This is a genomic window from Parafrankia colletiae, assembly GCF_001854655.1.
GTDB lineage: Bacteria > Actinomycetota > Actinomycetes > Frankiales > Frankiaceae > Parafrankia > Parafrankia colletiae.
Window position 1 is genome coordinate 389,947 of sequence record NZ_MBLM01000108.1, and the last position, 21,238, is coordinate 411,184.

At 72.3% G+C, this 21,238-nt stretch carries 16 protein-coding genes; 8 read left to right on the top strand and 8 right to left on the bottom strand.

Translation table 11 applies throughout. The annotated features are described in order from the left end of the window. The first annotated feature begins 162 nt into the window (after window positions 1-162). Complete coding sequence (locus CC117_RS12835; protein WP_071083918.1) at window positions 163-1,485, top strand: cell division protein PerM; 1,323 nt, start codon at window positions 163-165, stop codon at window positions 1,483-1,485. On the opposite strand, the gene CC117_RS12840 is transcribed toward CC117_RS12835, so the two are convergent. Further along, window positions 1,386-1,961 (bottom strand): hypothetical protein, encoded by a 576-nt coding sequence (locus tag CC117_RS12840; RefSeq protein ID WP_071083919.1) that lies wholly within the window; start codon window positions 1,959-1,961, stop codon window positions 1,386-1,388. The genes CC117_RS12835 and CC117_RS12840 overlap by 100 nt on opposite strands. Before the next feature lie 159 nt (window positions 1,962-2,120). Here CC117_RS12840 and CC117_RS12845 point away from each other — a divergent pair, with 159 nt between their 5' ends. Continuing rightward, complete coding sequence (locus CC117_RS12845) at window positions 2,121-2,738, top strand: helix-turn-helix transcriptional regulator (RefSeq protein ID WP_071083920.1); 618 nt, start codon at window positions 2,121-2,123, stop codon at window positions 2,736-2,738. Between the two features lie 208 nt (window positions 2,739-2,946). Further along, window positions 2,947-5,292 (top strand): bifunctional phosphoribosylaminoimidazolecarboxamide formyltransferase/IMP cyclohydrolase, encoded by a 2,346-nt coding sequence (gene purH, locus CC117_RS12850; RefSeq protein ID WP_084131996.1) that lies wholly within the window; start codon window positions 2,947-2,949, stop codon window positions 5,290-5,292. Between the two features lie 121 nt (window positions 5,293-5,413). Here purH and CC117_RS12855 read toward each other — a convergent pair whose 3' ends face one another. Next, window positions 5,414-5,734, bottom strand: a complete 321-nt coding sequence (locus CC117_RS12855) for a hypothetical protein (protein ID WP_071083921.1) — start codon at window positions 5,732-5,734, stop codon at window positions 5,414-5,416. Window positions 5,735-6,922: 1,188 nt separating this feature from the next. Here CC117_RS12855 and CC117_RS12860 point away from each other — a divergent pair. Together CC117_RS12860 and mdh are read left to right on the top strand one after the other, a co-directional pair. Continuing rightward, window positions 6,923-7,171 (top strand): DUF3017 domain-containing protein, encoded by a 249-nt coding sequence (locus CC117_RS12860; protein WP_071083922.1) that lies wholly within the window; start codon window positions 6,923-6,925, stop codon window positions 7,169-7,171. 412 nt (window positions 7,172-7,583) lie between these two features. Continuing rightward, the gene (gene mdh / locus CC117_RS12865) at window positions 7,584-8,516 is read left to right on the top strand and encodes a malate dehydrogenase (protein WP_071083923.1); all 933 of its coding nucleotides are present in this window, start codon (window positions 7,584-7,586) and stop codon (window positions 8,514-8,516) included. Between the two features lie 154 nt (window positions 8,517-8,670). On the opposite strand, the gene CC117_RS12870 is transcribed toward mdh, so the two are convergent. Continuing rightward, entirely contained in the window at window positions 8,671-9,903 is a 1,233-nt protein-coding gene (locus tag CC117_RS12870; RefSeq protein WP_407673509.1) for an NAD(P)/FAD-dependent oxidoreductase, read from the bottom strand. Between the two features lie 123 nt (window positions 9,904-10,026). On the opposite strand from CC117_RS12870, the gene CC117_RS12875 reads away from it, so the two are divergent. The 3 genes from CC117_RS12875 to CC117_RS12885 all read left to right on the top strand — a co-directional run bounded on the left by CC117_RS12875 (window position 10,027) and on the right by CC117_RS12885 (window position 12,866). Beyond that, window positions 10,027-10,890 carry a serine hydrolase domain-containing protein gene (locus tag CC117_RS12875; protein ID WP_071083925.1) on the top strand — a complete coding sequence of 288 codons (864 nt, stop codon included), beginning with the start codon at window positions 10,027-10,029 and terminating at the stop codon, window positions 10,888-10,890. 228 nt (window positions 10,891-11,118) lie between these two features. After that, the gene (locus CC117_RS12880) at window positions 11,119-11,670 is read left to right on the top strand and encodes a 2'-5' RNA ligase family protein (protein WP_071084007.1); all 552 of its coding nucleotides are present in this window, start codon (window positions 11,119-11,121) and stop codon (window positions 11,668-11,670) included. Between the two features lie 8 nt (window positions 11,671-11,678). Beyond that, window positions 11,679-12,866, top strand: a complete 1,188-nt coding sequence (locus CC117_RS12885) for a YihY/virulence factor BrkB family protein (RefSeq protein WP_084132028.1) — start codon at window positions 11,679-11,681, stop codon at window positions 12,864-12,866. 40 nt (window positions 12,867-12,906) lie between these two features. On the opposite strand, the gene CC117_RS12890 is transcribed toward CC117_RS12885, so the two are convergent. The 5 genes from CC117_RS12890 to CC117_RS12910 form a co-directional block, all read right to left on the bottom strand. Beyond that, window positions 12,907-14,787 carry a D-alanyl-D-alanine carboxypeptidase family protein gene (locus CC117_RS12890; RefSeq protein WP_071083927.1) on the bottom strand — a complete coding sequence of 627 codons (1,881 nt, stop codon included), beginning with the start codon at window positions 14,785-14,787 and terminating at the stop codon, window positions 12,907-12,909. Window positions 14,788-14,910: 123 nt separating this feature from the next. Beyond that, window positions 14,911-15,789, bottom strand: a complete 879-nt coding sequence (locus CC117_RS12895) for a DUF1003 domain-containing protein (RefSeq protein ID WP_071083928.1) — start codon at window positions 15,787-15,789, stop codon at window positions 14,911-14,913. Window positions 15,790-16,280: 491 nt separating this feature from the next. After that, window positions 16,281-17,375, bottom strand: a complete 1,095-nt coding sequence (locus CC117_RS12900; RefSeq protein ID WP_071083929.1) for a glycerol dehydrogenase — start codon at window positions 17,373-17,375, stop codon at window positions 16,281-16,283. A gap of 494 nt (window positions 17,376-17,869) precedes the next feature. Next, window positions 17,870-18,847, bottom strand: coding sequence for a prolyl aminopeptidase (gene pip / locus CC117_RS12905; protein WP_071083930.1), 978 nt, complete (start codon window positions 18,845-18,847; stop codon window positions 17,870-17,872). A 34-nt stretch (window positions 18,848-18,881) separates the two neighbouring features. Then, window positions 18,882-20,693, bottom strand: a complete 1,812-nt coding sequence (locus CC117_RS12910; RefSeq protein WP_241830053.1) for a glycosyltransferase — start codon at window positions 20,691-20,693, stop codon at window positions 18,882-18,884. Window positions 20,694-21,238 lie beyond the last annotated feature (545 nt).

Consider the following 21,238-nt stretch of genomic DNA (forward strand, 5'->3'; position numbering starts at 1 on the left):
ACCGACGTGAGTCGTTCTCAGTAATCCCGGCGTGTTGTCCCGGAAGTGGTCCTCCGTCCGTGCAAGCCTGCCGGCGTGGCTGCTTCCCTCCGAAACTCCGGTGCGCCGACCGGAGCTGCCCCGGGGGCGCAGCCCGGAAGCCATCTGACCGAGGAACAGGCCATGCCCAGCCCCCTGCCGGCGGCCTGGGCGCGCCACGGTCGCTCGGTGGTGAGCGCCGTGGCGACCAGCGCAGCCGGCCTCGTTCTCATCCAGTTCATCGTGCTCGTCGTGTGGGGGACGGACACCGGCTCGTCCGCCGGGCCGCAGGACGCCTCACGGATCGGCGCGGACCTGTGGCTGCTCGCGCACGGCGCCACCGTGCGCCTGCCGGGCGGACCGGTCGACCTGCTCCCCCTCGGCCTCGCACTCCTGCCGATCCTCGCGGCGACGACCGCCGGTCACCGGACGGCCACCACCGGCCTCGAACGACTCCCACCGGAGCGGGGTCTGCGGCCCCGGGGCCTCGGCCTTCGGCCGGCCCGCCCGCCGCGGGTCGAGACGCCGCCGTGGGGTGCCGTGGCCCGCGATGTCGCTCTTGTGGCAGGCACCCAGACGATCCTCGTCCTCGTGATCGCTCTGATCGTGTCGGCGCCGGCGGCTCGTCCGGACATCTTCTCGGTGCTCGTCGGAGCGCTGTCGTTCAGCCTGACGGGTGCGGCGATCGGCGTACTGTCCGGTTACGGGGCACTGCGGTCGGCCTGGCGCTCGCTGCCAGGCTCCGTCCGGGTGCCCGTCGCGGCGGCGCTGGCCGCGTTCACCTCGATGATCGCCGTGTCGGCGTTCGGCGTCGCGCTGGTCCTGGCCGCCACCCTTCCGGAGATCGCGGCGACGGACCGCGAGCTCGAGGCCGGCGTCGTCGGTGGGGTCGGCCTGGCGGCGATCCAGCTCGCGATCCTGCCCAACCTCGTTCTGTGGGCGCTGGCCTACACCCTCGGCCCGGGATTCGGGACCGGCAGCGGCTTCGTACGGCCCGACGAGGTACACGTGGCGGTGCTTCCCGACCTGCCGGTGTTCGCTGYGCTGCCACCCGGTCCGCTGCCCCAGGGCGGCTGGCTCGTGCTGGCCGTCGTGCCCGTCATCGCCGGGACGATGCTCGCGCTGTCGGTACGGCGCGGAACACCCGGGGCCGGCCACCGGAGCCGTCTGGGCCGCATGCTCGCCGCGGCTGGTGTCAGCGGGCTGCTGATGATGTTCGCCGCAGCGTCGTCCGCCGGCCGGATCGGGAGCGGGTCGGTGCGCTTCGGGCCGACGGCCTGGTCGGTCGGCCTGGCCGCGGCCGCGGAGCTCGCGGTGGTGGCCGTGCTCGTGTCCTGTGTGGCGGAACTGGCGGCGCGCCGTGYCGGTCAGCCGTTCGAGGTGGGATCGGTGCGGACGGCGTCGTTGAAGCGGCGGCTGCAGTCGTCGAGCTCCTGGGCGGAACGGGCGCCGCGCCGGCATTCCTGATAGTCGTGCAGATCGTCGCCGTGCCGATCGTAGAAGACCCACATCCCGCTGGCGACGGTGAACGCGATCAGCAGCGACAGCGCGCCGAGGGCCAGCCCGACGGTCCCGGTGCCACCACCTGCGCCCGTGGCGTCCCCGCCGCGCCCGCCGCCCAGGCTGCTCCGGACGCCGCCGCCACGGTTGCGCCGGGCGTGGGCGCGTGCCCGCATGCCCACCACGATCGCGGCGACGCCGACCACCCCGCCGATGATGAAGACGCTCGTGACCAGAGCGAGTGCGCCCAGCGCCAGGGCCAGCCGCCCCGTGCCGCGGCCGGGCGGCGGCAGCTGACCGGGGTCGGTGCCGCGACGGGTGTAGCGGGCGAGGAGGCCGTCCGGGAACGACCTGCCGGGCGGTGTCTCGTGGTGGCCCTGCCAGCCTGGCACCGGGGCGGATCCCGGCGGGCCGACGGGGTCGTGATCAGGCGGGTTGGACACCGATCTCTCCGTTTCCCCGCGGCGCAGCCGGCCTTCGGCGGTCCGGGGCTCGTCCCTGGACGACATCGTAGGAGTCGGACGGGCGTGGGTCGGCCCGGACCGGAATGTCGGCCCCATCCGATAGCTTCCGGATTCTGTTGATCAGATCTGGGAGGTGGGATGCCACGCACCTCGAAGGCGCTGCGGGCCGAGTCGGCCCGGCTGCGTGAGCTCGGCTGGAGTTATCGGCGCATCGCCCTGGAACTGCGCCGTGGCCACCGGCTCAACGCCCGTGTCGCGTACCGGCTGGCGCACGGCTGGACCCAGGAGGACGTCGCCCGCCGGTGGAACGAGCGGTGGCCCGGTGCCGGTGCGGTGAAGACGGGCAAAGTGATCTCGTACTGGGAGGTCTGGCCGGCGCGGGGTGGCCGGGCGCCGTCCGCGCTGACGCTGACGCGGCTCGCGGAGCTCTACGACTGCCGGCCGGGCGACCTGCTGGACGGGCTGGATCTCGGCGAGGCGGAGGCCGTGGCTGCACCCGCTCCCGGGCGGACGCCGCCGGCCACCGGCGTCGGCGGTGCCCTTCGCCGGTACCGTCGCGAGAACGGTGGCCTCCTCGCGGGCGGCGATGCCGCGGTTGGTTCGGAGGCGGCCGGCGCCGCCGGCGCCGCCGGGGTGCACGGCCGCCGTGCCTGCGACGGCCCCGGCCCCGACGTCGACTGGGTGCGGTCGCCGGCCGCGGTGATGGTGCACCAGGACGGTCCGGAGGCGGGCTGGGGCGGCAGCTGGGCCGCCTGAGGGGCGCCTCCTCGGGTGCGCGCGGCAGTGCACCGGCCGTTGGCGGCACGGCTGGTGTGCCGGGTGCGTTCCGTGCTGGTCCGGCGTGTCTGGGGCACCGAGAAAGTACATTCGGACCGTTGCCGCTCCGGGCCCGTGCTGGCGGGGGCGTGTGCCCGGTATGCCACCGCCGGTGGGGCCGGTCGTTTCATGATTCACGGAGGGTTGTGTGCCCGCACGTCTAGTGGTCCTTGCCTCGGGGGCGGGCACCACGCTGCAGGCGATCCTGGACGCGTGCGCGGACGAGGCGTTCGACGCGCGCGTGGTCGCGGTGGGTACGGACCGGGCGGGCACCCTCGCGCAGCGGCGTGCCGAGGCCGCCGGGGTACCGGTGTTCACCGTGCGGCTGGAGGACTGTGCCGACCGGGCGGCGTTCAACGCGGCCACCGCCGAGCGGATCGCCGGCTTCGACCCGGATCTGCTGGTGCTCGCCGGTTACATGAAGATCCTCGGACCGCAGGTCATCGGTCGCTTCCCGACGGTGAACACCCACCCGTCCCTGCTCCCGGCCTTCCCGGGAGCGCACGCTGTGCGTGACGCGCTGGCCGCCGGAGTGCGGATCAGCGGGGTGACGGTGCACTGGGTGGACGAGGGCGTCGACACGGGGCCGGTGATCGAGCAGGCGGCCGTCCCGGTCGGCCCCGAGGACGACGAGGACAGTCTGCGGGCCCGGATTCAGGCCGTGGAGCGTGGCCTCTTTGTCGCCGCGATCGGCCGGTTCGTCCGCGGTGAGCTCTCATGGGAGGGCAGGCCGCCGGGAACCACCGCATCGGGCGGTCCGGCCCCCGAGGTCGAAGCGATGGAAGCTCATGCCAACGGAGGCATCGTGAACGGTTCAGGAGGGGTCATGTCGGGGGCGTCGACGACCGAGGTCGGTCAGGGCGGCACGGGCGGCGGAGCGGTTCCGGGTGGTGCGCCGCGGGTCGACGCCCCGGGTGAGCTGGTGGCCACCGGCCACCGCCGGCTGCGCCGCGCGCTGGTCAGCGTGTACGACAAGACCGGGCTGGAGGAGCTTGCCGCCGCCTTCGTCGACGCCGGTGTCGAGGTGGTGTCGACCGGCTCGACGGCCGACAGCCTGGCCCGCCTCGGCGTGGCCGTCACACCGGTCAGCACCGTCACCGGGTTCCCGGAGGTGCTCGGCGGCCGAGTGAAGACGCTGCACCCCCGCGTGCATGCCGGCCTGCTGGCCGACCTGCGCAACGCCGAGCACGCCGCCGTCCTGGCGGAGCTCGACATCGAGCCCTTCGACCTCCTTGTGGTCAACCTGTACCCGTTCCGGGAGACCGTCGCCTCCGGCGCGAGCGAGGACGAGGCGATCGAGCAGATCGACATCGGCGGGCCGGCCATGCTGCGTGCAGCCGCGAAGAACCACGCCTCCGTGGCGGTGGTCGTCTCTCCGGGCGACTACGGCGACCTCGCCGCCGCCGTCCGTGGATCCGGCTACGACCTGCCCACCCGGCGCCGGCTCGCGGCCCGCGCCTTCGCTCACACGGCGTCCTACGACGCCGCGGTGGCATCCTGGTTCGCCAGCGCGCTGGCACCTGACGAGACGGCACAGGAGACCGGCTGGCCGGATGTGCTCGCGGCACAGTGGCACCGCACCAGCGTGCTGCGCTACGGCGAGAACCCGCACCAGCGGGCCGCGCTGTACGTCGGTGAGGACGGTGGCGGCGGGCTCGCCTCGGCGCGGCAGCTGCACGGAAAGCCCATGTCGTACAACAACTACACCGACACCGACGCCGCCTGGCGCTCGGTGTTCGACTTCGCCGACCCGGCTGTCGCGGTCATCAAGCACGCCAACCCCTGCGGCATCGCCGTCGCCGCGACCGTGGCCGAAGCGCACCGCAGGGCACACGCCTGCGACCCGGTGTCCGCCTTCGGTGGCGTCATCGCGGTGAACCGCCCGGTCAGCGTCGAGCTGGCCGAGCAGATCGCCGAGATCTTCACCGAGGTCGTCGTCGCGCCCGACTACGAGCCCGGCGCCGTGGAGATCCTCTCCCGCAAGCCGTCGATCCGGCTCCTCGTCTGCGCGCCCCCGCTCCACCCACGGGGCGTGGAACTGCGGCAGATCTCCGGCGGCCTGCTGTTGCAGTCCCGCGACGCCCTCGACGTCGCGGGCGACGACCCGTCCGGGTGGACCCTGGAGGCCGGCTCGCCGGTGGACGAGGCCACCCTCGCCGACCTCGGCTTCGCCTGGCGCGCGGTGCGCTCGGTCAAGTCGAACGCCATCCTGCTCGCCTCGGCCGGAGCGACCGTCGGCGTCGGGATGGGCCAGGTCAACCGGGTCGACGCCGCCCGCCTGGCCGTCTCCCGCGCCGGTGACCGGGCGAAGGGCGCGGTGGCGTCCAGCGACGCGTTCTTCCCGTTCCCGGACGGCTTCCAGGTGCTCGCCGACGCCGGCGTGCGCGCGGTCGTCGAACCCGGCGGCTCGGTGCGCGACGAGAGCGTCATCGCTGCCGCCCGCGAGGCCGGAGTAAGCCTGTACTTCACCGGGGTGCGCCACTTCGCGCACTGACACCGAAGCCTGCCACCGCCTGGTCCGGCCGTCGCCCGTCAGCGCGGGCTACGGCGGGGCCGCGGGCGAGGGAGAGTGCAGGCCGGGGATAAACCGGGCCGTAGTGCGGCCGGGGCGGCGGTCAGGAGGTCGAACCGACCTCGGCGGCGGCCGTCCCGCGCCGGGGCACGGCCGGGCTGCCGTTCGAGGACGCGCTGGTCGGTGTCGCCGGCGTCGTCCCGCCCGGCAGATCCGCAGTGGGCACGTACCGCTGTGCCACCCAGTCGAGCGCCTCTCGCCAGCTCGCCCCGTAAAGGACGGAGATGCGGTCTGCGGTCTGGCGCGCGAGCGCCTGCACGAAGACCCGGTCATCGCTGTCGAGATGGCGGGCGTCGCCGAAGGTTTCCCACGCCCGGAACATCAGTTCCTGAAGCTTCTTGCTGTGCGGCGATTCGTCTGCCACGTCGAACTCCCTACCATTTGGGGACCGCGGCGGCAGTCTCCCCCAGTCGCGCACGACGTGTGCACTCGGGGGGGGCTATGTCGTTGGTGGTGAGATGGCGTGAGACGGTCGTCCGTAGTGCATGATGTGTGCTTCGGTAGGGCCTGAAACTCCCTGTGGGCGCTGAGGAGTGTCGTTGGCCAGCGAGTTCCGCAGCTCGAAGGCGAATCGGGGCGGCAGGCGTGGCGAGTGTTCGTGTTGTGATGACGTTGACGTCTGCAGGCCCGGAGATACTCGGACGGGGTACCACGCCGGAGCCATCGCGGCACCGGTCGGTTCCGGTGATCCCGGGCCGGTTGCCCGGGAGGAACCGGCTGTTCGTCGGCTGCTCCCCGGGCTGATGGTCCGCCTTTCCGGCGCCGACCCGGGCTGGCTGCCACGGGGCGGTGCGCCGTCGGGCGGTGGGGTCGGTGGGGTGGGCGGCTGCCTGTCCACGGCGGGTGGGTGGCGCCTACTGTGTGGGCTCGGAGTGGCCGTTCCCCGCGACCCGCACCCGGCAGCGCGGCGCGGCGGGGGAACGGGCCGAGGAGGCGGGAGYAGGTGAGCGGCAGCGCGCCAGACGGGTGGAACGGACCGCCCGGGTGGGGCGACGAGGGAGCGGGGCTGGGCTCCGGGGCCTGGGGGCCACCGGCGGCACGGACCCACCAGGGCGCCGATGGTGGGCAGGACCTGCCGCGCCGCCGTTCCCGGGCGCCGGGCGAGCGCCCGGGCGGCCGGCCGCCACCCGAAGCGCGGTCGCCGGGCACGCCATCACCGGGTGCGGCGCCGCCAGCTGGGAGGGTCCCGCCGGGGTGGGGCCCGGATCACCGCGAGGAGGCCCGGCCACCGGACAGGTGGGCTCGGGATACCCGGGCACCCCAGGTGCGGGCCCCGGATGCGGGTGGGCCGGGTCCGTGGGCTCCGAACGGGCAGTCGGCCCACAGGCGGCCACCGGGCGCCGCGTCGCCGGAGACCGCCGCCCCGCCGACGGTGCGAGGGCCGGGTGGGCGTGGGAGTCCTCCGCAGCGCGTCGCCGTGGGCCAGACGGCCGAGCAGCCTCGGCAGGYGGGCCACGCGGGTCAGACCGGGTCCGGGGCAGCGGCATCGTCCTCCCGGCCGGGTGGCGCGGGTGGGCCGGAGGCGGAGACGTCCGGCGGGCGGTTCGGTCGGGTGCTCTTCGCCGGGGTGTTGGCCGGCGTCGGGCTGGGCTTCCTCTTCGTCTCCCAGGATCACTGGCGGCGAGGCATCCTCACCGTGGGTGGTGTGATGTTGGTGGGGGCCGTGCTGCGCCTGTGTCTTCCCACCCCGAAAGTCGGCATGCTGGCCGTCCGTGGCCGGCTGTTCGACACTGTCACCCTCGTCGTGCTGGGTACGGCTGTGATCGTCCTCACCCTGGCGGTTCCCCATGTCGGCGGGTGACCGGGTCCGGACGCGGAAACCGGCTGCTGGGATCGCGGTCCGGCCCGTCACCGGCTGTACCTGCCGCCGGCGGGCGCCCGGGGACCGTGACGGGGCGACGTGGCGCGCGTCGCCGTCCCTGCCGTCTGTCCGACTCGCGCGATAGCCTCGGCAGGTCATCGGACAACCGTGCCCAGATGAGCGGGGCGAACCGCGCCTATGGCGAACCGTCACGTAGCCCTGATACCCGGCGGCGGCACCCGGCCCGCACCGACCGGCCTCCCCCTGGGGGATGGCGAGGCCGCCGCCGATCCGATCGGACGAGGGCACGTCGGTCACCTGCGACCTTTTCGCCGGCGCGTACCGACCCCGCCGTGGGCACCGCCGAGATCGCCTTGGCGATCATCGCGATACTGGGGAGCTGATCAGTCCAATGCCGGGAAAAGTCACTGTCGTAGGGGCCGGTTTCTACGGTTCGACGACCGCGCAGCGACTGGCTGAGTACAACATCTTCGACACGGTCGTGCTGACGGACATCGTCGAGGGCAAGCCGCAGGGCCAGGCGCTCGACCTGAACCAGTCCCGGTCGATCGAGGGCTTCGAGACGAAGATCGTCGGGACCAACGACTACGGTGACACCGCCGGTTCCGATGTCGTCGTCATCACGGCCGGCCTGCCCCGCAAGCCCGGGATGAGCCGCATGGACCTCATCGAGGTCAATGCCAAGATCGTTCGTCAGGTGTCGGAGAACATCGCGAAGACGTCGCCGGACGCGGTCGTCGTCGTCGTCTCCAACCCGCTCGACGAGATGACGGCGCTCGCCGCCAACGTCCTGGGCTTCCCGCGGTCGCGAGTGATCGGCCAGGCGGGCATGCTCGACACCGCCCGCTTCACCAACTTCGTGGCGGAGACGCTGAGCGTCCCGGTCGCGTCGGTGCGGACACTGACGCTGGGGTCGCACGGCGACACGATGGTCCCCGTGCCCTCGCAGTGCACCGTCGACGGCAAGCCGCTGAGCGACCTGCTGCCGGCCGCGAAGATCGACGAGCTCGTGGACCGCACCCGCAACGGTGGCGCGGAGGTCGTCGCGCTGCTCAAGACCGGGTCGGCCTACTACGCCCCGTCCGCGGCCGCGGCGCGCATGGTCAAGGCCATCGCCGAGGACTCCGGCGTGCTGATGCCGGTCTGCGCCTGGGTGCAGGGTGAGTTCGGCATCTCGGACGTCTACCTCGGTGTGCCGGCGCAGATCGGTGCCGGTGGGGTGAAGAAGGTCGTCGAGATCGGCCTGACCGACAGCGAGCTGGCCGCGCTGAAGACCGCGGCGGAGGCCGTGCGCGCCAAGCAGGCGGACGTCGCCAGCCTGTAGGCACGACCCAGAACCACCGAACCGCACCACCGCACCACCGAAACACCGAAACACCGAAACACTGCATGATCACGTACGACCGCGTCGGCCCACAGCCCGCACCGTCCGCGTCTCGGGGCCTGTGGGCCGACGTCCGGGCACAGGCAGCAGGAGGTCAGCGCAGGCCGCGTGCGGTGCGGCGGGCGGCGAGCCGTGCCAGCGACCCGGCGGGGATCGTCCCCTTGCCCAGCCCCAGCTCGACGAGGCTGTCGTAGAGCTCGGTCCRCCGGCTGGCCGAGCGCACCGCCGCATCCATCAGTGGGCGGTGGCGGCCGGCGAGGTCGGCGAGCAGCGTGGTGTGTCTCAGGTGCCGGCCGAGTTCCCGGCCCAGGGCTCGCCGGTAGGCCCGTCCCGCAGCCGGCCCGGGAGCGGTGACCGCCGCCTGGCCGGCAAGCGAGCCGGACAGCAGCGCGTAGTAGATCCCCTCACCGGTCAGTGGGTTGATGAGGGACGCGGCGTCGCCGGCGAGCAGCACCGGTCCGTCCGGCAGCCTCGGGCGGTGGGTGGACAGCGGCAGGTGATGCGCCCGCAGCGTGCCCGCGTAGGCCGGGGTGTCCGGGAGCATGCGGGCGAGCGTCCCGTGCAGGACGGCCTTCGGCGTGCCGTCGCTGTCGCGCAGCCGCGAGCGGAGCATGCCGTAGCCGATGTTGGCCCGGCCGTCACCGATCGGGAACGACCAGGCGTATGCCGGCCAGCCCTCGTCCGTCATGTCGATGAGCTGCTCGGGTGGCCGGTCGTCCTTGGGTGCGTCGGCGTAGGCGCGTACGGCGATGGCGAGCCCTTCGGGCGGGTTCGGCGCGATGCCGAGCGCCCGGCGCACGGCCGAGTGCGCGCCGTCGGCGCCGATCACGACGCGGGCACGCAGCGCGCCGCCGTCGACGGCGACGACCGGCTCCGCACCGTCACCGGCGACGATCTCCAGCGCCCGGACCCGCCGGCGGGCGAAGTCGGCGCCGCGGGCCCGGGCGGCGGCCATCAGCCGCGCGTCGAAGACCTCCCGGGGAATCACATGGGTGGCCCGTTCGGAGGGGGTCGCGACCTCGGCGCCGCCGGGGGTACGCAGCCGCATCCGGTCCACCGGGCGGTAGCCGTGGGTCACGTCGGTGACTCCGAGCGTGCGCAGGACGTCCACTCCGTGCGGGGCGATGCCGTCCCCGCAGGTCTTGTCGCGGGGAAACTCCGCGGCGTCGACGATCAGAACCCGCGCCTCGGGACGCAGCTGCAGCGCCCGCAGCGCGGCAGCACTGCCGGCAGGGCCACCGCCCACGACAAGCAGGTCCAGAGGGGGCTCGCCGCCCCCCGCTCCGGGCCTGGTGTGCGGGTGCGGGCTGGATACTGGGTCGGGCACGTCCGCAAGTGTCGCAGCCCGGCAGGAGACGCCGACCAGGCACCGGTTTCGTGCGGTACCCGGCCAGAACCGCCTCGGGTGCCGAGCCGGCCCGGGGCCGGGCCAGTTCGTAGAGTGYCGGGCATGGACGCGCTCCGGCAGTTGGACCACTGGCCCGTCGGAACAGCCGCGGCCGCCGTGCTGCGGCACGACGGTGGGCACGACGGTGAGAAGGCCAGCCAGGTCAGTCAGGTCGGTCTCAGCGGCGATCCGGAGGTGCCGTTCCGGCTGGCCTCGGTCTCCAAGACGATGAGCGCCTACGCGCTGCTCGTCGCGGTGGAGGAGGGGGCCCTCGCCCTCGACGACCCGGCGGGGCCGGAGGGGTCGACTGTCGCGCACCTGCTGGCGCACGTGTCGGGCCTGGCGTTCGCCAGCAGCAGGGTGCTGGCCCGGCCGGGCACCCGCCGGATCTACTCGAACGCCGGTTTCGACGAGCTCGGACGTCACCTCGAGCAGGTCACCGACATCCCGTTCGCGACCTACCTCGCCGAGGCCGTCTTCGTCCCGCTCGGCATGAAGGCGGCAGCCCTGGCCGGCTCGCCGGCCTTCGGGGTGCTGGCGACGCTGGCGGACGTGACCGCGTTCGCGGCCGAACTGCTCGCGCCGACCCTGGTGTCGGCGGCGACGTTCGAACGGGCGACGTCGGTCGCCTTCCCGGGCCTGCACGGCATCCTGCCCGGCTTCGGAGCGCAGAACCCGAACGACTGGGGTCTCGGGTTCGAGATCCGCGGGCACAAGAGCCCGCACTGGACGGCCCCGGCCAACAGCCCGCGGACCTTCGGCCACTTCGGCCGGTCGGGGACCTTCCTGTGGGTCGACCCGGAGGCGTCCGTGGCCTGCGTCGCGCTGACCGACCGGGACTTCGGCGAATGGGCCGCCGCGGCGTGGCCGGTGCTGTCCGCGGGGGTCCTCGCCGAGCTCGGCGTGCGTGCGGATTCCGGGGCCTGATCTACCCGCCCGGTCTGGCCGATCTGTCATCCTGTGGACACGGTCGGCAAGGCTGACCTGGTGCGATTCGTCCACGTCCGGTAGCGGAGCGAGGTCATCTCTGGTCCCGAGGAGACAGCGTGGTCTCGTGGGCCATGATGGCGCCATGGTAGGTCGGCAGAGCTTGTCCCGTGCCACCTGGTCAGCCGCCGCACGGGCGGCCGGGAACGGCGCCAGGTGAAGGACTCCATGCGCTCCATCGGAGTGGCCATCGGGATCCCGGAGCCATTTCGCACAGAGCTCCGGGACTGGCGCAGACGGGTGGGTGACCCCAACGCGGCGCTCATCGTGCCGCACATCACATTGCTCGGCCCTACCGAAGTGCCGATCGCCCAGCTTCCGGCCATCGAACGTCACCTGGCCGAGGTCGCCTCCGGCGGCGAGCCGTTCGTCATCCACCTGCGCGGATCCGGGACCTTCCGCCCGTTGTCGCCGGTGGTGTTCGTGACCCTCGCGATGGGAATCTCCTGCTGCGAGCTGTTGGAGAAGGCTGTTCGGTCCGGCCCGCTGGATCGCCCGACCCGGTTCTCGTACCACCCACACGTGACCGTCGCCCACGACATCGACGAGGAGTCGATGGATCGCGCCGCCGAGTTGTTGGCCGAATACCGTGCGCAGTTCGAGGTGACAGGTTTCGAGCTCTACGAACGCGGAGATGACTGCGCCTGGCGCCAGTTGCGTCATTTTCCGTTTGCATGCGGGGGTGGCAGGCCGACGTGGCAGGACGACGGGATGCGGTGAAGTCAGGCGTGGCATCGGTGGAAGGTGCCGTCGGTGAGGTACGCCGCCGGCGCCCGCTGATCGACCACGCGATACGCGCGTACGGCCGTTACACGGGGGACGGCGGTGACCGGGTCGCCGCGTCCACGACGTACTTCGCCTTCCTTTCCTTCTTCCCGATCATGGCGCTGGTGTTCTCGATCACCGGTTTCGTGGTGGACGCCTATCCGGACGCCCAGGCAAAGATCGTCGAGAAGATCAACGACTATCTGCCCGGTCTCGCCGACCGCCTGGATGTCGAGAGCATCGGTCAGGCAAAGGTCGGCGCCGGCCTGATCGGTATCGCCGGTCTGCTGCTCGCCGGCCTCGCCTGGGTATCCGCGCTGCGGGACAGCATCCGGATCATCTGGCACCAGAGCCTGGAGACCGGGAACTTCGTGCTGCGGCGGCTCAAGGACGTCGCGATCCTCGCCGGCCTCGGGCTCGCCCTGTTCGCATCGCTGGTCGTGACCAGTCTCGCGACCTCGGCCACCGGCTGGTTCCTGCGCTGGATCGGGCTCGAGGGGAACACCGCCGCAGCCTGGGTCACCGGCATCCTCGCGGTCGCACTCGCCCTGGTCCTCGACATGGTCGTGTTCGTCTACATCTTCTGGCGGCTGCCGGAGCACACGAACCGTCACCGGGTGCTGCGGGCGGCCCTGCTGGGTGCTCTCGGCGTCGAACTRCTGAAGCTCCTCGGCACCTGGCTGGTCGGCCAGACGACGTCCAACCCGGTGTACGGGACGTTCGCCGTCATCGTCGGGCTGCTCATCTGGATCAACAYCATGATGCGGTGGATGCTGTTCGTCGCCGCCTGGGCCGTGACGGCGCCCTTCGACTCGGACGTCGACCCCTCCGGCACAGCCTCGACGGACAGCTCCCAGGAGGACCCCGCCGTGGACGGACACGTACGCGTGGCGGCCACTGGTGACGGCCGACCGGCCACGTCCGCGGACGAGCGTGCAGCGGCGGCCTACGGTGGCACACCAGAGGCGGCCCCGGGCGCAGGGCCCGACGGCACGCCCGCGGTGGGGCCGACCAGCCGGACGGCTGGCCATGGTCAGGCAGCCCGGCTGCGCACCGGCGGGGCGGCCGGCCAGGTCGGGTCCTGGCGGCAGCGTTGGCTGCGCCGCCGGCAGGCTGCTCACCACCGCGACCGGACCCCCGTCGGGCGCTGACCCTCGAGGTAAGTGGAGGTACGTGGAGGTACGCGGAGGCCTACGGGGCGGGCGAGCGGACGGTGCCGTACGGCGGAGTCTCGAGGTGCCGCTGATTCTCGCCCCCGTCATCGCCCTGCTGTGGTTCAGGACGTAGTGAGGGAAGCCCGACCAGGTGCCGGGGGCCGTCTGGCGGGTGGTGCGGGCCCTGGCGCGCCCGGGTGCGCGCCACCGCCTCGCCGGGGCCGGTCGAGGCGTCCGGCCGGGCTCGCCAGGGCTGCCCTCCAGCCGCGGCGCGTGCGATCCGCTGCCGAGTTGTAACCCGACTCGTAACCCCGTCACCGGCGCCGTCGTGGCGGCGGGCGCCGCCACGGTGTACGTCGCCCAGCTGACGGCTGTCGCCGTGCCGGACGCCGTAGTCGCGGTCGTGGTCACGGGCGCTGCTGAGACTGTGGTTGCTGCTGTGGCCGGGCTGACGGCGGTGGCCGGGAAGGTGACCCGGCGGGGGCGCGGGCTCCCACGACGGGCCGGGGCCACGGCTCCGGCTCCGGCCGCGGGCCGGTCGGGCAGCGGTGCGGGTGGCGTGCCGGGCGCCCCGGCGGGGAGCGGGAGCTCGGCGGCGGGCGCGTCCGGCGAGGGTCAGCACGGTCGCGGCGATGGTGACGGCCAGGGCCAGCCAGGTCACCGTTCCGATACCCCCGGCCCGAGAGGCCTCCGCCAGTCCGGCCTGGCCGTCACTGCCGTCACTGCCGTCACTGGCGTCGGCAGGATCACCGGCGCTGCTGCCGCCCGCCGTCTCGCCGGCACCCGCGGAACCCTCGCCGGCGTCGCCGGACAGGCCCGGTTCGCCCGCCGCGGCCGCGTCGCTGCCGGGCGCGGCCGGGTCGGCCAGGCGGCCGATCGGGCGAACGTCCGCCGCATGGGCGAAGCCCCAGTCGAGCAGCGCCCGCGCATCCGCCGCATAGGCGGGGACCGTGCGCAGCAGGGAGACGATCAGAGTACGGCCGTTGCGGGTCGCCGCGCCGACGAACGTGGCGCCGGCCGCCACGGTGTAGCCGTTCTTGATCCCGATGGTGCCGTCGTAGGTGCTCATCAGCGCGTTGTGGTTCGCGATCTCGAAACGCTCGTCGCCGCGCCCCGGCAGCGAGGCCCGCGGGATTGTCAGGTAGCCGCGCACGACCGGCTGGTTGAGCGCCGCGCGGCCGATCACCGCCAGGTCATGGGCCGTCGTGTGCTGGCCGGGGGAGTCCAACCCGGTGGGATCCCCGGCCACGGTGTCGCGGGCGCCGAGCTCGGCGGCCAGCCGGTTCATCCGGTCGAGGACGGCCCGGYGACCACCAGCGGCCTCCACCAGAGCCACCGTGGCGTCGTTCCCACTGGCGATGAGCATCGCCGTGGCCAGGTCACGCACGGTGTAGTGGACGCCGGGAACGAGCCCGACCCGGGTGCCGTCGACCCGTGCCGCCTCGTCGCTGATCGCCACCTGGCGGTCGGGAGGAAGGCTCGGCAGCACGACGAGCGCGGTGAGTATCTTCATCGTGCTGGCCGGCAGGTCCGGCAGCTCCGGGTTACGGGCGGCGAGGATCGCGCCGCTGGTGGCGTCCGCGACCAACCAGGCCTCGGCGGTGATGCCTGCCGGCGGTGACACGCTCGCCTCCGGCCCGCCGGAGGCGGCCGGCGCCCCTGCCGCGGGTGCCGGCGCTGTCACCGCGGCCGCAGCCGGTACCGGAGTCGCCGCCGGTACCCGAGCAGCAGGGGACACCGCGGCCAGCGGCTCACCCGGGATCGCCCGGGCGGCCAGCGGCCAGGGCGGAAGAGGAGCACCCGTACCGGCTCCCACCTGCCCGGTGCTGGCCAGACCGGTGCTCGCCTGGCCTGACGTCGCCGCGGCGGGTGATGGGGCAGCGGTGAGCGCGATGAGAAGCGTGGCAACGAGACCCACCGTCGCGGCGACCGCCTGCCGGACGCGGTGCGGGGCAGGCTGGTGAGGGCAGGGGCGACGCGTGCGGCCGGCGTGCACCTACCGAACGTTACCGGTCGATCTTCGTCTGGTGAGTTTCCCGGCTCACGTGTCTCGGATACGTGTGCGGGTCGTGCGGATAGGTACCTTTCGTCCGCCCCGCGAACCAGTTCGCGTCGGGATGAAGAGATGGCCCCCTGTGGTACCCGCGTCCGCGGGTGTCGTCTCGGATGGGGCACCGGTCTGCGGCGTGGGCGCGGTGCCCTGACCGGCGCGATCCCACGGCGTGAGATCCGTCGAGGCAGGGGCGGCCGGAGCTGGCTCCGCCGGTGTCGGCGGGACGACGGTTGACGTGCCGGACGCTGACGATGCCGCCACGACCGTGCGGGCCGGAAGCGCCGCGGACCCGTTCGGGGTTGCCACAAGAGGTTGCGCCGCGGGCGCCACCGGCACGAGCGCCGAGCGGATCAGGTCCTCGATGTCACCACGCAGCGACTCGAGCTGATGTGACAGCTCGCCCCGCATGTACTGCCGGGTGGCCGTGTCGCTCTGCGCCAGGCGCAGAGCCGCGACCTCGCGGGTCAGGAACTCGGTGTCCTCCCGCATCCGGATCGCGGCGGCCCGGTCCTCGGCCAGCGACGCGCGGTCCCGGTCGTCCTGCCGGTTCTGGGCGAGCAGGATGAGCGGCGCCGCGTAGGCCGCCTGGGTGGAGAAGGCCAGGTTCAGCAGAATGAAGGGATAAGGGTCCCACCGCAGCAGCGGCATGGCCACGTTGAGCGCAATCCAGACGATCACCACACAGGTCTGAATGGCGAGGTATCGCCCGGTACCGAGGAAACGGGCGATGGTCTCCGCTCCCCGGCTCAGAGATTCACGATCCACCCGGGCGGAGATCAGCGGGGAGCGTCCGGCGACCGGCACATCGAGCCGGTCGGGGTGGGCTCCTCGTCGCACTGCGAGGCGGGTGGTGGTGTTCACGCTCATGGGAGACGTCCCCTCCGCGTTCGGGCTGCCGTACACGGGCAGGCCGACACGCACTCCAGAGCAGGCCGCGAGGAGAAGAACCCACGGCGGCCCGAACCGACACGTCGCTGATCGGCCGCACCTGCCGGAAAAACCCGGGACTTACGAGGAACCGGGTGTCATGGACGCGGACCGGACTGACTGGTCGTGCGGACCGCTTCAGAGAGCGGAGACGGCACCGACCACGCCGGTCGCCGGGCTGAACGTCAGCCGGCGTCCACCAGCAGGAAGCGGCTGTTACTGGAGCACCCGCCAGGACTCACAGCGGCCACCTCCTCTGGTCAGCCTCGCTAGAGGATGGGAAATCTCTTGTCAAGGATAACCGCCCCTCGCGGTTGTGCCGCTATGGGGTCCCCCGTGAGCTCTGTCGCCCTTGCGTCGCCTGTCGGCGTCCGGTCACCCGCCAGCATGCGGCCTCCGGGCCGGTGCACAGCATCCCGCCGGCCCGGCAGCTACCGGGCGCGCCCGGCCGCGTCCGCGGCCAGCAACGCATCCACCAGCGTCGGCGGGTCGAGGTCGAAGGGCTCGTTGTGTGCCGTCTCGCCCTCGGCGAGCGCCCGTACCGCGATGCCGCGCAGCAGCTCGATCGGCGGATCAGCCAGCCCGACCTGCGCGAGCGTGCGAGGAAGCCCCACCCGGGCGCTGAACGCGAGGACCTCGGCCAGCTCCTCCTCCGGCCGCCCCTCGACGACCAGCTGGACGAGCAGACCGAACGCGACCTTCTCGCCATGCAGGAAACGGTGCGTCTCGGCCGCCACCGTCAGCCCGTTGTGCACCGAATGGGCAACCGCGAGACCACCGGACTCGAAGCCCAGCCCGGACAACAGCGTGTTCGCCTCCACGAGCCGCTCCACCGCCGGCGTCACCGCCCCGGCCCGCACGGCCCGGATCGCGGCCGGTGCGTCGTCGAACAGGATGCGCCGGCACAGCTCGGCGAGCGCACCTGCGGACGCTGTCTGTGCCCCGTGCAGCTGGTTCGCTCGCCGCGCCTCCCGGACGGTGCGTGCCTCGTACCAGGTGGCGAGCGCGTCACCGATGCCCGCGACCAGCAGCCGGGCCGGCGCGGCCGCGATCGCGGTCGTGTCGACCAGCACCAGATCAGGATTGCGTGGATAGAACAGATAGCGCTCGAACGTCCCGTCCGGGGAGTACACGACGGACAACGCGCTGCACGGCGCGTCGCTGGACGCCGTCGTCGGGCAGGTCACCACCGGCACATCCAGCGCCGCCGCCGCGGCCCGGGCGGTGTCGAGGACCTTGCCGCCTCCGGCACCGACGATCACCGTCGCCTCCGGGTCGCGCGCCGCCGAGAGGACCCGGTCGATCTCCTGGTCGCTGCACTCGCCGCCGAACATGTGCACCGTGTACGGGATTCCGGCGCCATCCAGGCTCGTTCGCCAGGCGTCCTCCAACAGCCGCATCGGCGCCCCGCTGGTGACGATCACCGCCGGGCCGGTGAGGCCGAGGCGGGCCATCTCCGGCCCGAGTGCGGCGGTGGCGTCCCGTCCCTGGACATAGCGGCCTGGCGACCCGAACACGGCGAGCATGGACGGACACGCTAGCCGGCCCCGCGACCCTCCCGCAGGGAGATGCCCTGCGACCAGTGGTCCTCCGGACAGCACGACCTCCGGACGGAGACAGCCCCGGGAGACCTTCCGACGAGCGGGCTGGCTGGCCGTGCCCCTGAGCGTGCGGCCGACACGGTCGGCGAAGGCGAGCTCTGGACGCCTCCGCCGACCGGTCAGGGTGATGCTGTGCGGACCTGGCATCCGCCGACTTCGCCGACTCCTCAGACGAGGCCCAGACAATGAAGGCCCAGAAGAATATCCAGCCCAGGCCCAGGCCCAGGCGGAACGGGGGCCGGGCATGCCCTGATGGCGTCACCTGGATGCTCGCCCGTCCCTGGTGCTGGGGTGACCGGACCGAGTGGTGGGCGCCCCGCCGGCCCCTGGCCGGGCGGGCCAGGGCCGAGGGACGCCGGCGGGGTGGCCATGGAGTCGCACCGGAAGCCGCCGTCGAGGGACTCCACCCGCGAGATCACCTACCAGGCGGGCCGGTGAGTGTTCACGCTGAACCGTTCGATTGCATCAAGAATCGCATCCTGCGTGGCGGAGCTTCCGGTATGGCCCGCCTCACTGATCACCTTCAGCTCCGCGTCGGGCCATGCCTTCGCGAGTTCCCAGGCGGTCCTGAGCGGGCTGGCGARGTCGAGCCTGCCGTGGATCAGTACTGCCGGGATGCCGGCCAGCCGGTGTGCGTCGCGAAGCAGCTGGCCGTCCTCAAGCCAGGCATTGTTCGCGAAGTAGTGCGCGCAGATGCGGACGAAGGCCATCCGCGCATCGTCGGGCTTGCTGCTGTACTGGCCTGGCGTGCCGAGTGTCTCGTGCGCGATGACGGCGTCCTCCCATGCGCACCAGGCTCGGGCCGCGTTGATCCGCACCGTCTCGTCCGGGCTGTTGAACAACCGGTTGTAGGCGGCGGCGAGATTGCCATCCCGGTCCGCCGGCGGTACTCCGTCGCGGAACGCCTCCCAGGGAGCTGGCACGAGGCAGCCGACTCCGCGGTAGAGCCAGTCGATTTCTTCGGGTCTGGTCATGGTGACGCCGACGATGACGATGCCCGAGACCCGCTCGGGGTAACGCTCGGCATAGGCGAGAATCAGCGTCGAACCCCACGAACCGCCGTACAGGAGCCACTGCCGGATGCCGAGCTGCTCCCGCAGCCGCTCCATGTCGGYGATCAGATGGTCGGTGGTGTTGTGTTTCAGGCTCACGGCCGGGTCGGAGGCGTGTGGTCGGCTCTGACCACAGCCGCGCTGGTCGAAGAGAACGATCCGGTAGACGGCCGGGTCGAACATTCTTCGGCTGCCCCGGCGGCCRCCGCTGCCGGGGCCACCATGTACCCACAACGCGGGCTTTCCGTCCGGGTTGCCGCTGCTCTCCCAGTAGATCTGATTGCCATCACCTACCTCGAGCATCCCCTGCGCGTGGGGCTCGATGGGCGGGAACGACTGTTTCATCCAGGGCCCGCCCCGGATCCGCTCGGCAGCATGCTCAGCCGGCGATGAGGGCCGTCACGGCAAAGCCCAGCACCGTGACCGCGATGACCGCCCGGATGGGCACCTGCACCCGTTCCACCACCGCCCGCCGCTCCGAGAGCGCTGACAGCGGCCCGGCGACCATGGCCAGGAGCATTCCCGCCCACACCAGCGCGGACAGGTCGGCCACGTCCGGGTTGAGCCCGACCACGAGGATGGTGGCGGCCAGCCCGGCGGCGAACAGTACCTGGGGAAGCAGCAGGATCGACATCCGCGGCAGCGCGGCCTTCGCGGTGGCACCGGACTCGGGGCGCCCGGACAGCACGACCCGGACGAACGAGAGCGCGTACAGGGGCGCGTTGAACAGTGTGCTCGCGATCGTCCGCTGTGCCCCTCGAAGGCCGGCGTAGGCGGCGACGAGCAGCATCGAGCTGAGAAGGTACGGCAGGGCGTACAGGACGTAGGCGGTCAGCGAGACCCCGGAGGCGATCTCCATCCCGGCCAGCGCGCTCATCGGCGGCCCGAGCAGGAACATCATCTGTACGCACGCCACCAGATACCCGATGCCGGTATGCAGGTAGTGCGCTCGCTGCCAGCCGGTCAGCCCCGGCTTGCGCAGCGGGTTGTCGAACAGCAGCAGGCGTAGCCCGTCCATCGCCCATCGGCTGCGCTGCTTGGCGTACTCCGCCGCCGTGGCCGGTGCGATGCCGACGGACACCGCCTCCGGGTGATAGACGCTGCGCCACCCGCGCGCATGCAGCTCGTACGACGTGTGCAGGTCCTCGACGATGTTCCACTCGCTGAAACCACCGGCGGACTCCAGCGCCGTCCGCCGATACAGGGTGCCGTTCCCGCAGGACGACGCCGCACTGTCGCGATCCTTCGCCGGTTGCACCGCCCGGTACAGCATCGGCTCGGCGTTGTTGAGGACGTCGTACCGCCCGAGGTCGAAACGCTGTTCGGTGCAGACGAAACCGACCTTCGGATCTCTCAGGTAGCCCAGGACCCTCTCCGCCAGGTCGGGGACCGCGATGTGGTCGGCGTCCAGCGTCATGATCGCCTCTGCGTCGGTGCGGGCGAGAGCATGGTTGAGGTTGGCTGCCTTGCCCTTCGACCCGGTGGTCCGGGTGAAGCAGGTCAGCCCGAGCCGGGCGGCGAGCGCGTCGATGTCGCGCCAGTCGTCCCGTCGGGCGATCCGGCCGTCGTTGAGGACGTAGGTGCGGTGCGGGTAGTCGATCGCCAACGCCGCCCGCAGTGTCGCCTCGACGATCTCCACAGGCTCGCCGCAGACAGTGACGAAGACGTCGAGGGTGCCGGCCGGCGCCGGCGGGCGCCGGACGTATCCGGGCCGCACTCGGCACATCATCACGGCCGTCCACACGATCGCGAGGTAGCTGACGACCTCCGCCGTGTAGAACAGGTGGCCGGCCACCCCGGTTCCGTCCAGTGTCCCGGCGCGCCAGACGAGGTACACGACGCCGATCGCCACGACCAGGACGGCCATGACGGGCCCGGCCAGGGCCCTGCAGCGCCCGACAGGCACCCGTGCCCAGGCGTCGCGGTCAGCCAGCGGCGAAAGATCGGACAGCCTTCCGGAAGCGGAGGGGGTGCGGTAGCCGGCGGCGGCGTCAGCGGCGGAGGCCTGAATGGGGATGGCAGGGATTCCACCGGGGAGAGCGACTGGTGAGGCGGGCCCGCCGGGTGGGGTGGTGGCGGGTGCGCCGAGCCTCGGCGGTCGGCGCACCGCGGGGCCGTGCGACGCCGTCAATGTCATGATTTGTTGTTCAACCGTGCTGGTCGTGTCGTCAGGCCCGGCCTGGTCCAGCATGTTTTCTCCTCTCGGTCTGTTCGCGCATCCTCCCATCTGGTTGTTTCGCTCTTGTCTGTGAGGTCACCGGTAGCCCGTTGGTGGTGCACTACCCGTTCGTGCCAGTTTGGAGCAGTGGTTGATCCGTCTACGGTGCTGTGAACTGCCTGTCGTGTYGCAACGTTCGTACCCTCGGGAGAAAATGGCGCCTGCGCAGTGGTCTTCTTCATAAGAAACATGCATTGATATCACTGGATTGTTGGGGGCTGGCCACCCAGATTCGGGGCTGGGGCTGCGCGGCCCCCCTGGTGTCGAACGCCGGTGGGGCCGGCGCGGAACGCACCCTGTCGACGGCCCTGCCGGACGCGGGGCCGGCGGGCAGGCACGCCTGGCACGCTGGCGAGGTGCTCGGGCCTGCGTTGGCAGGCCCGAGGGTAGCTCCAGGTGGTCGAATCGTCCCTTTGCGTGAACGGTTTGTGTCGGGCATGCGAGCTCCATGCCGTCATCCATCCGATGCGTGCGTTGGAGGTGCGTCTTGCGAGGACTTTCGAGAATCAGAGCCCTGG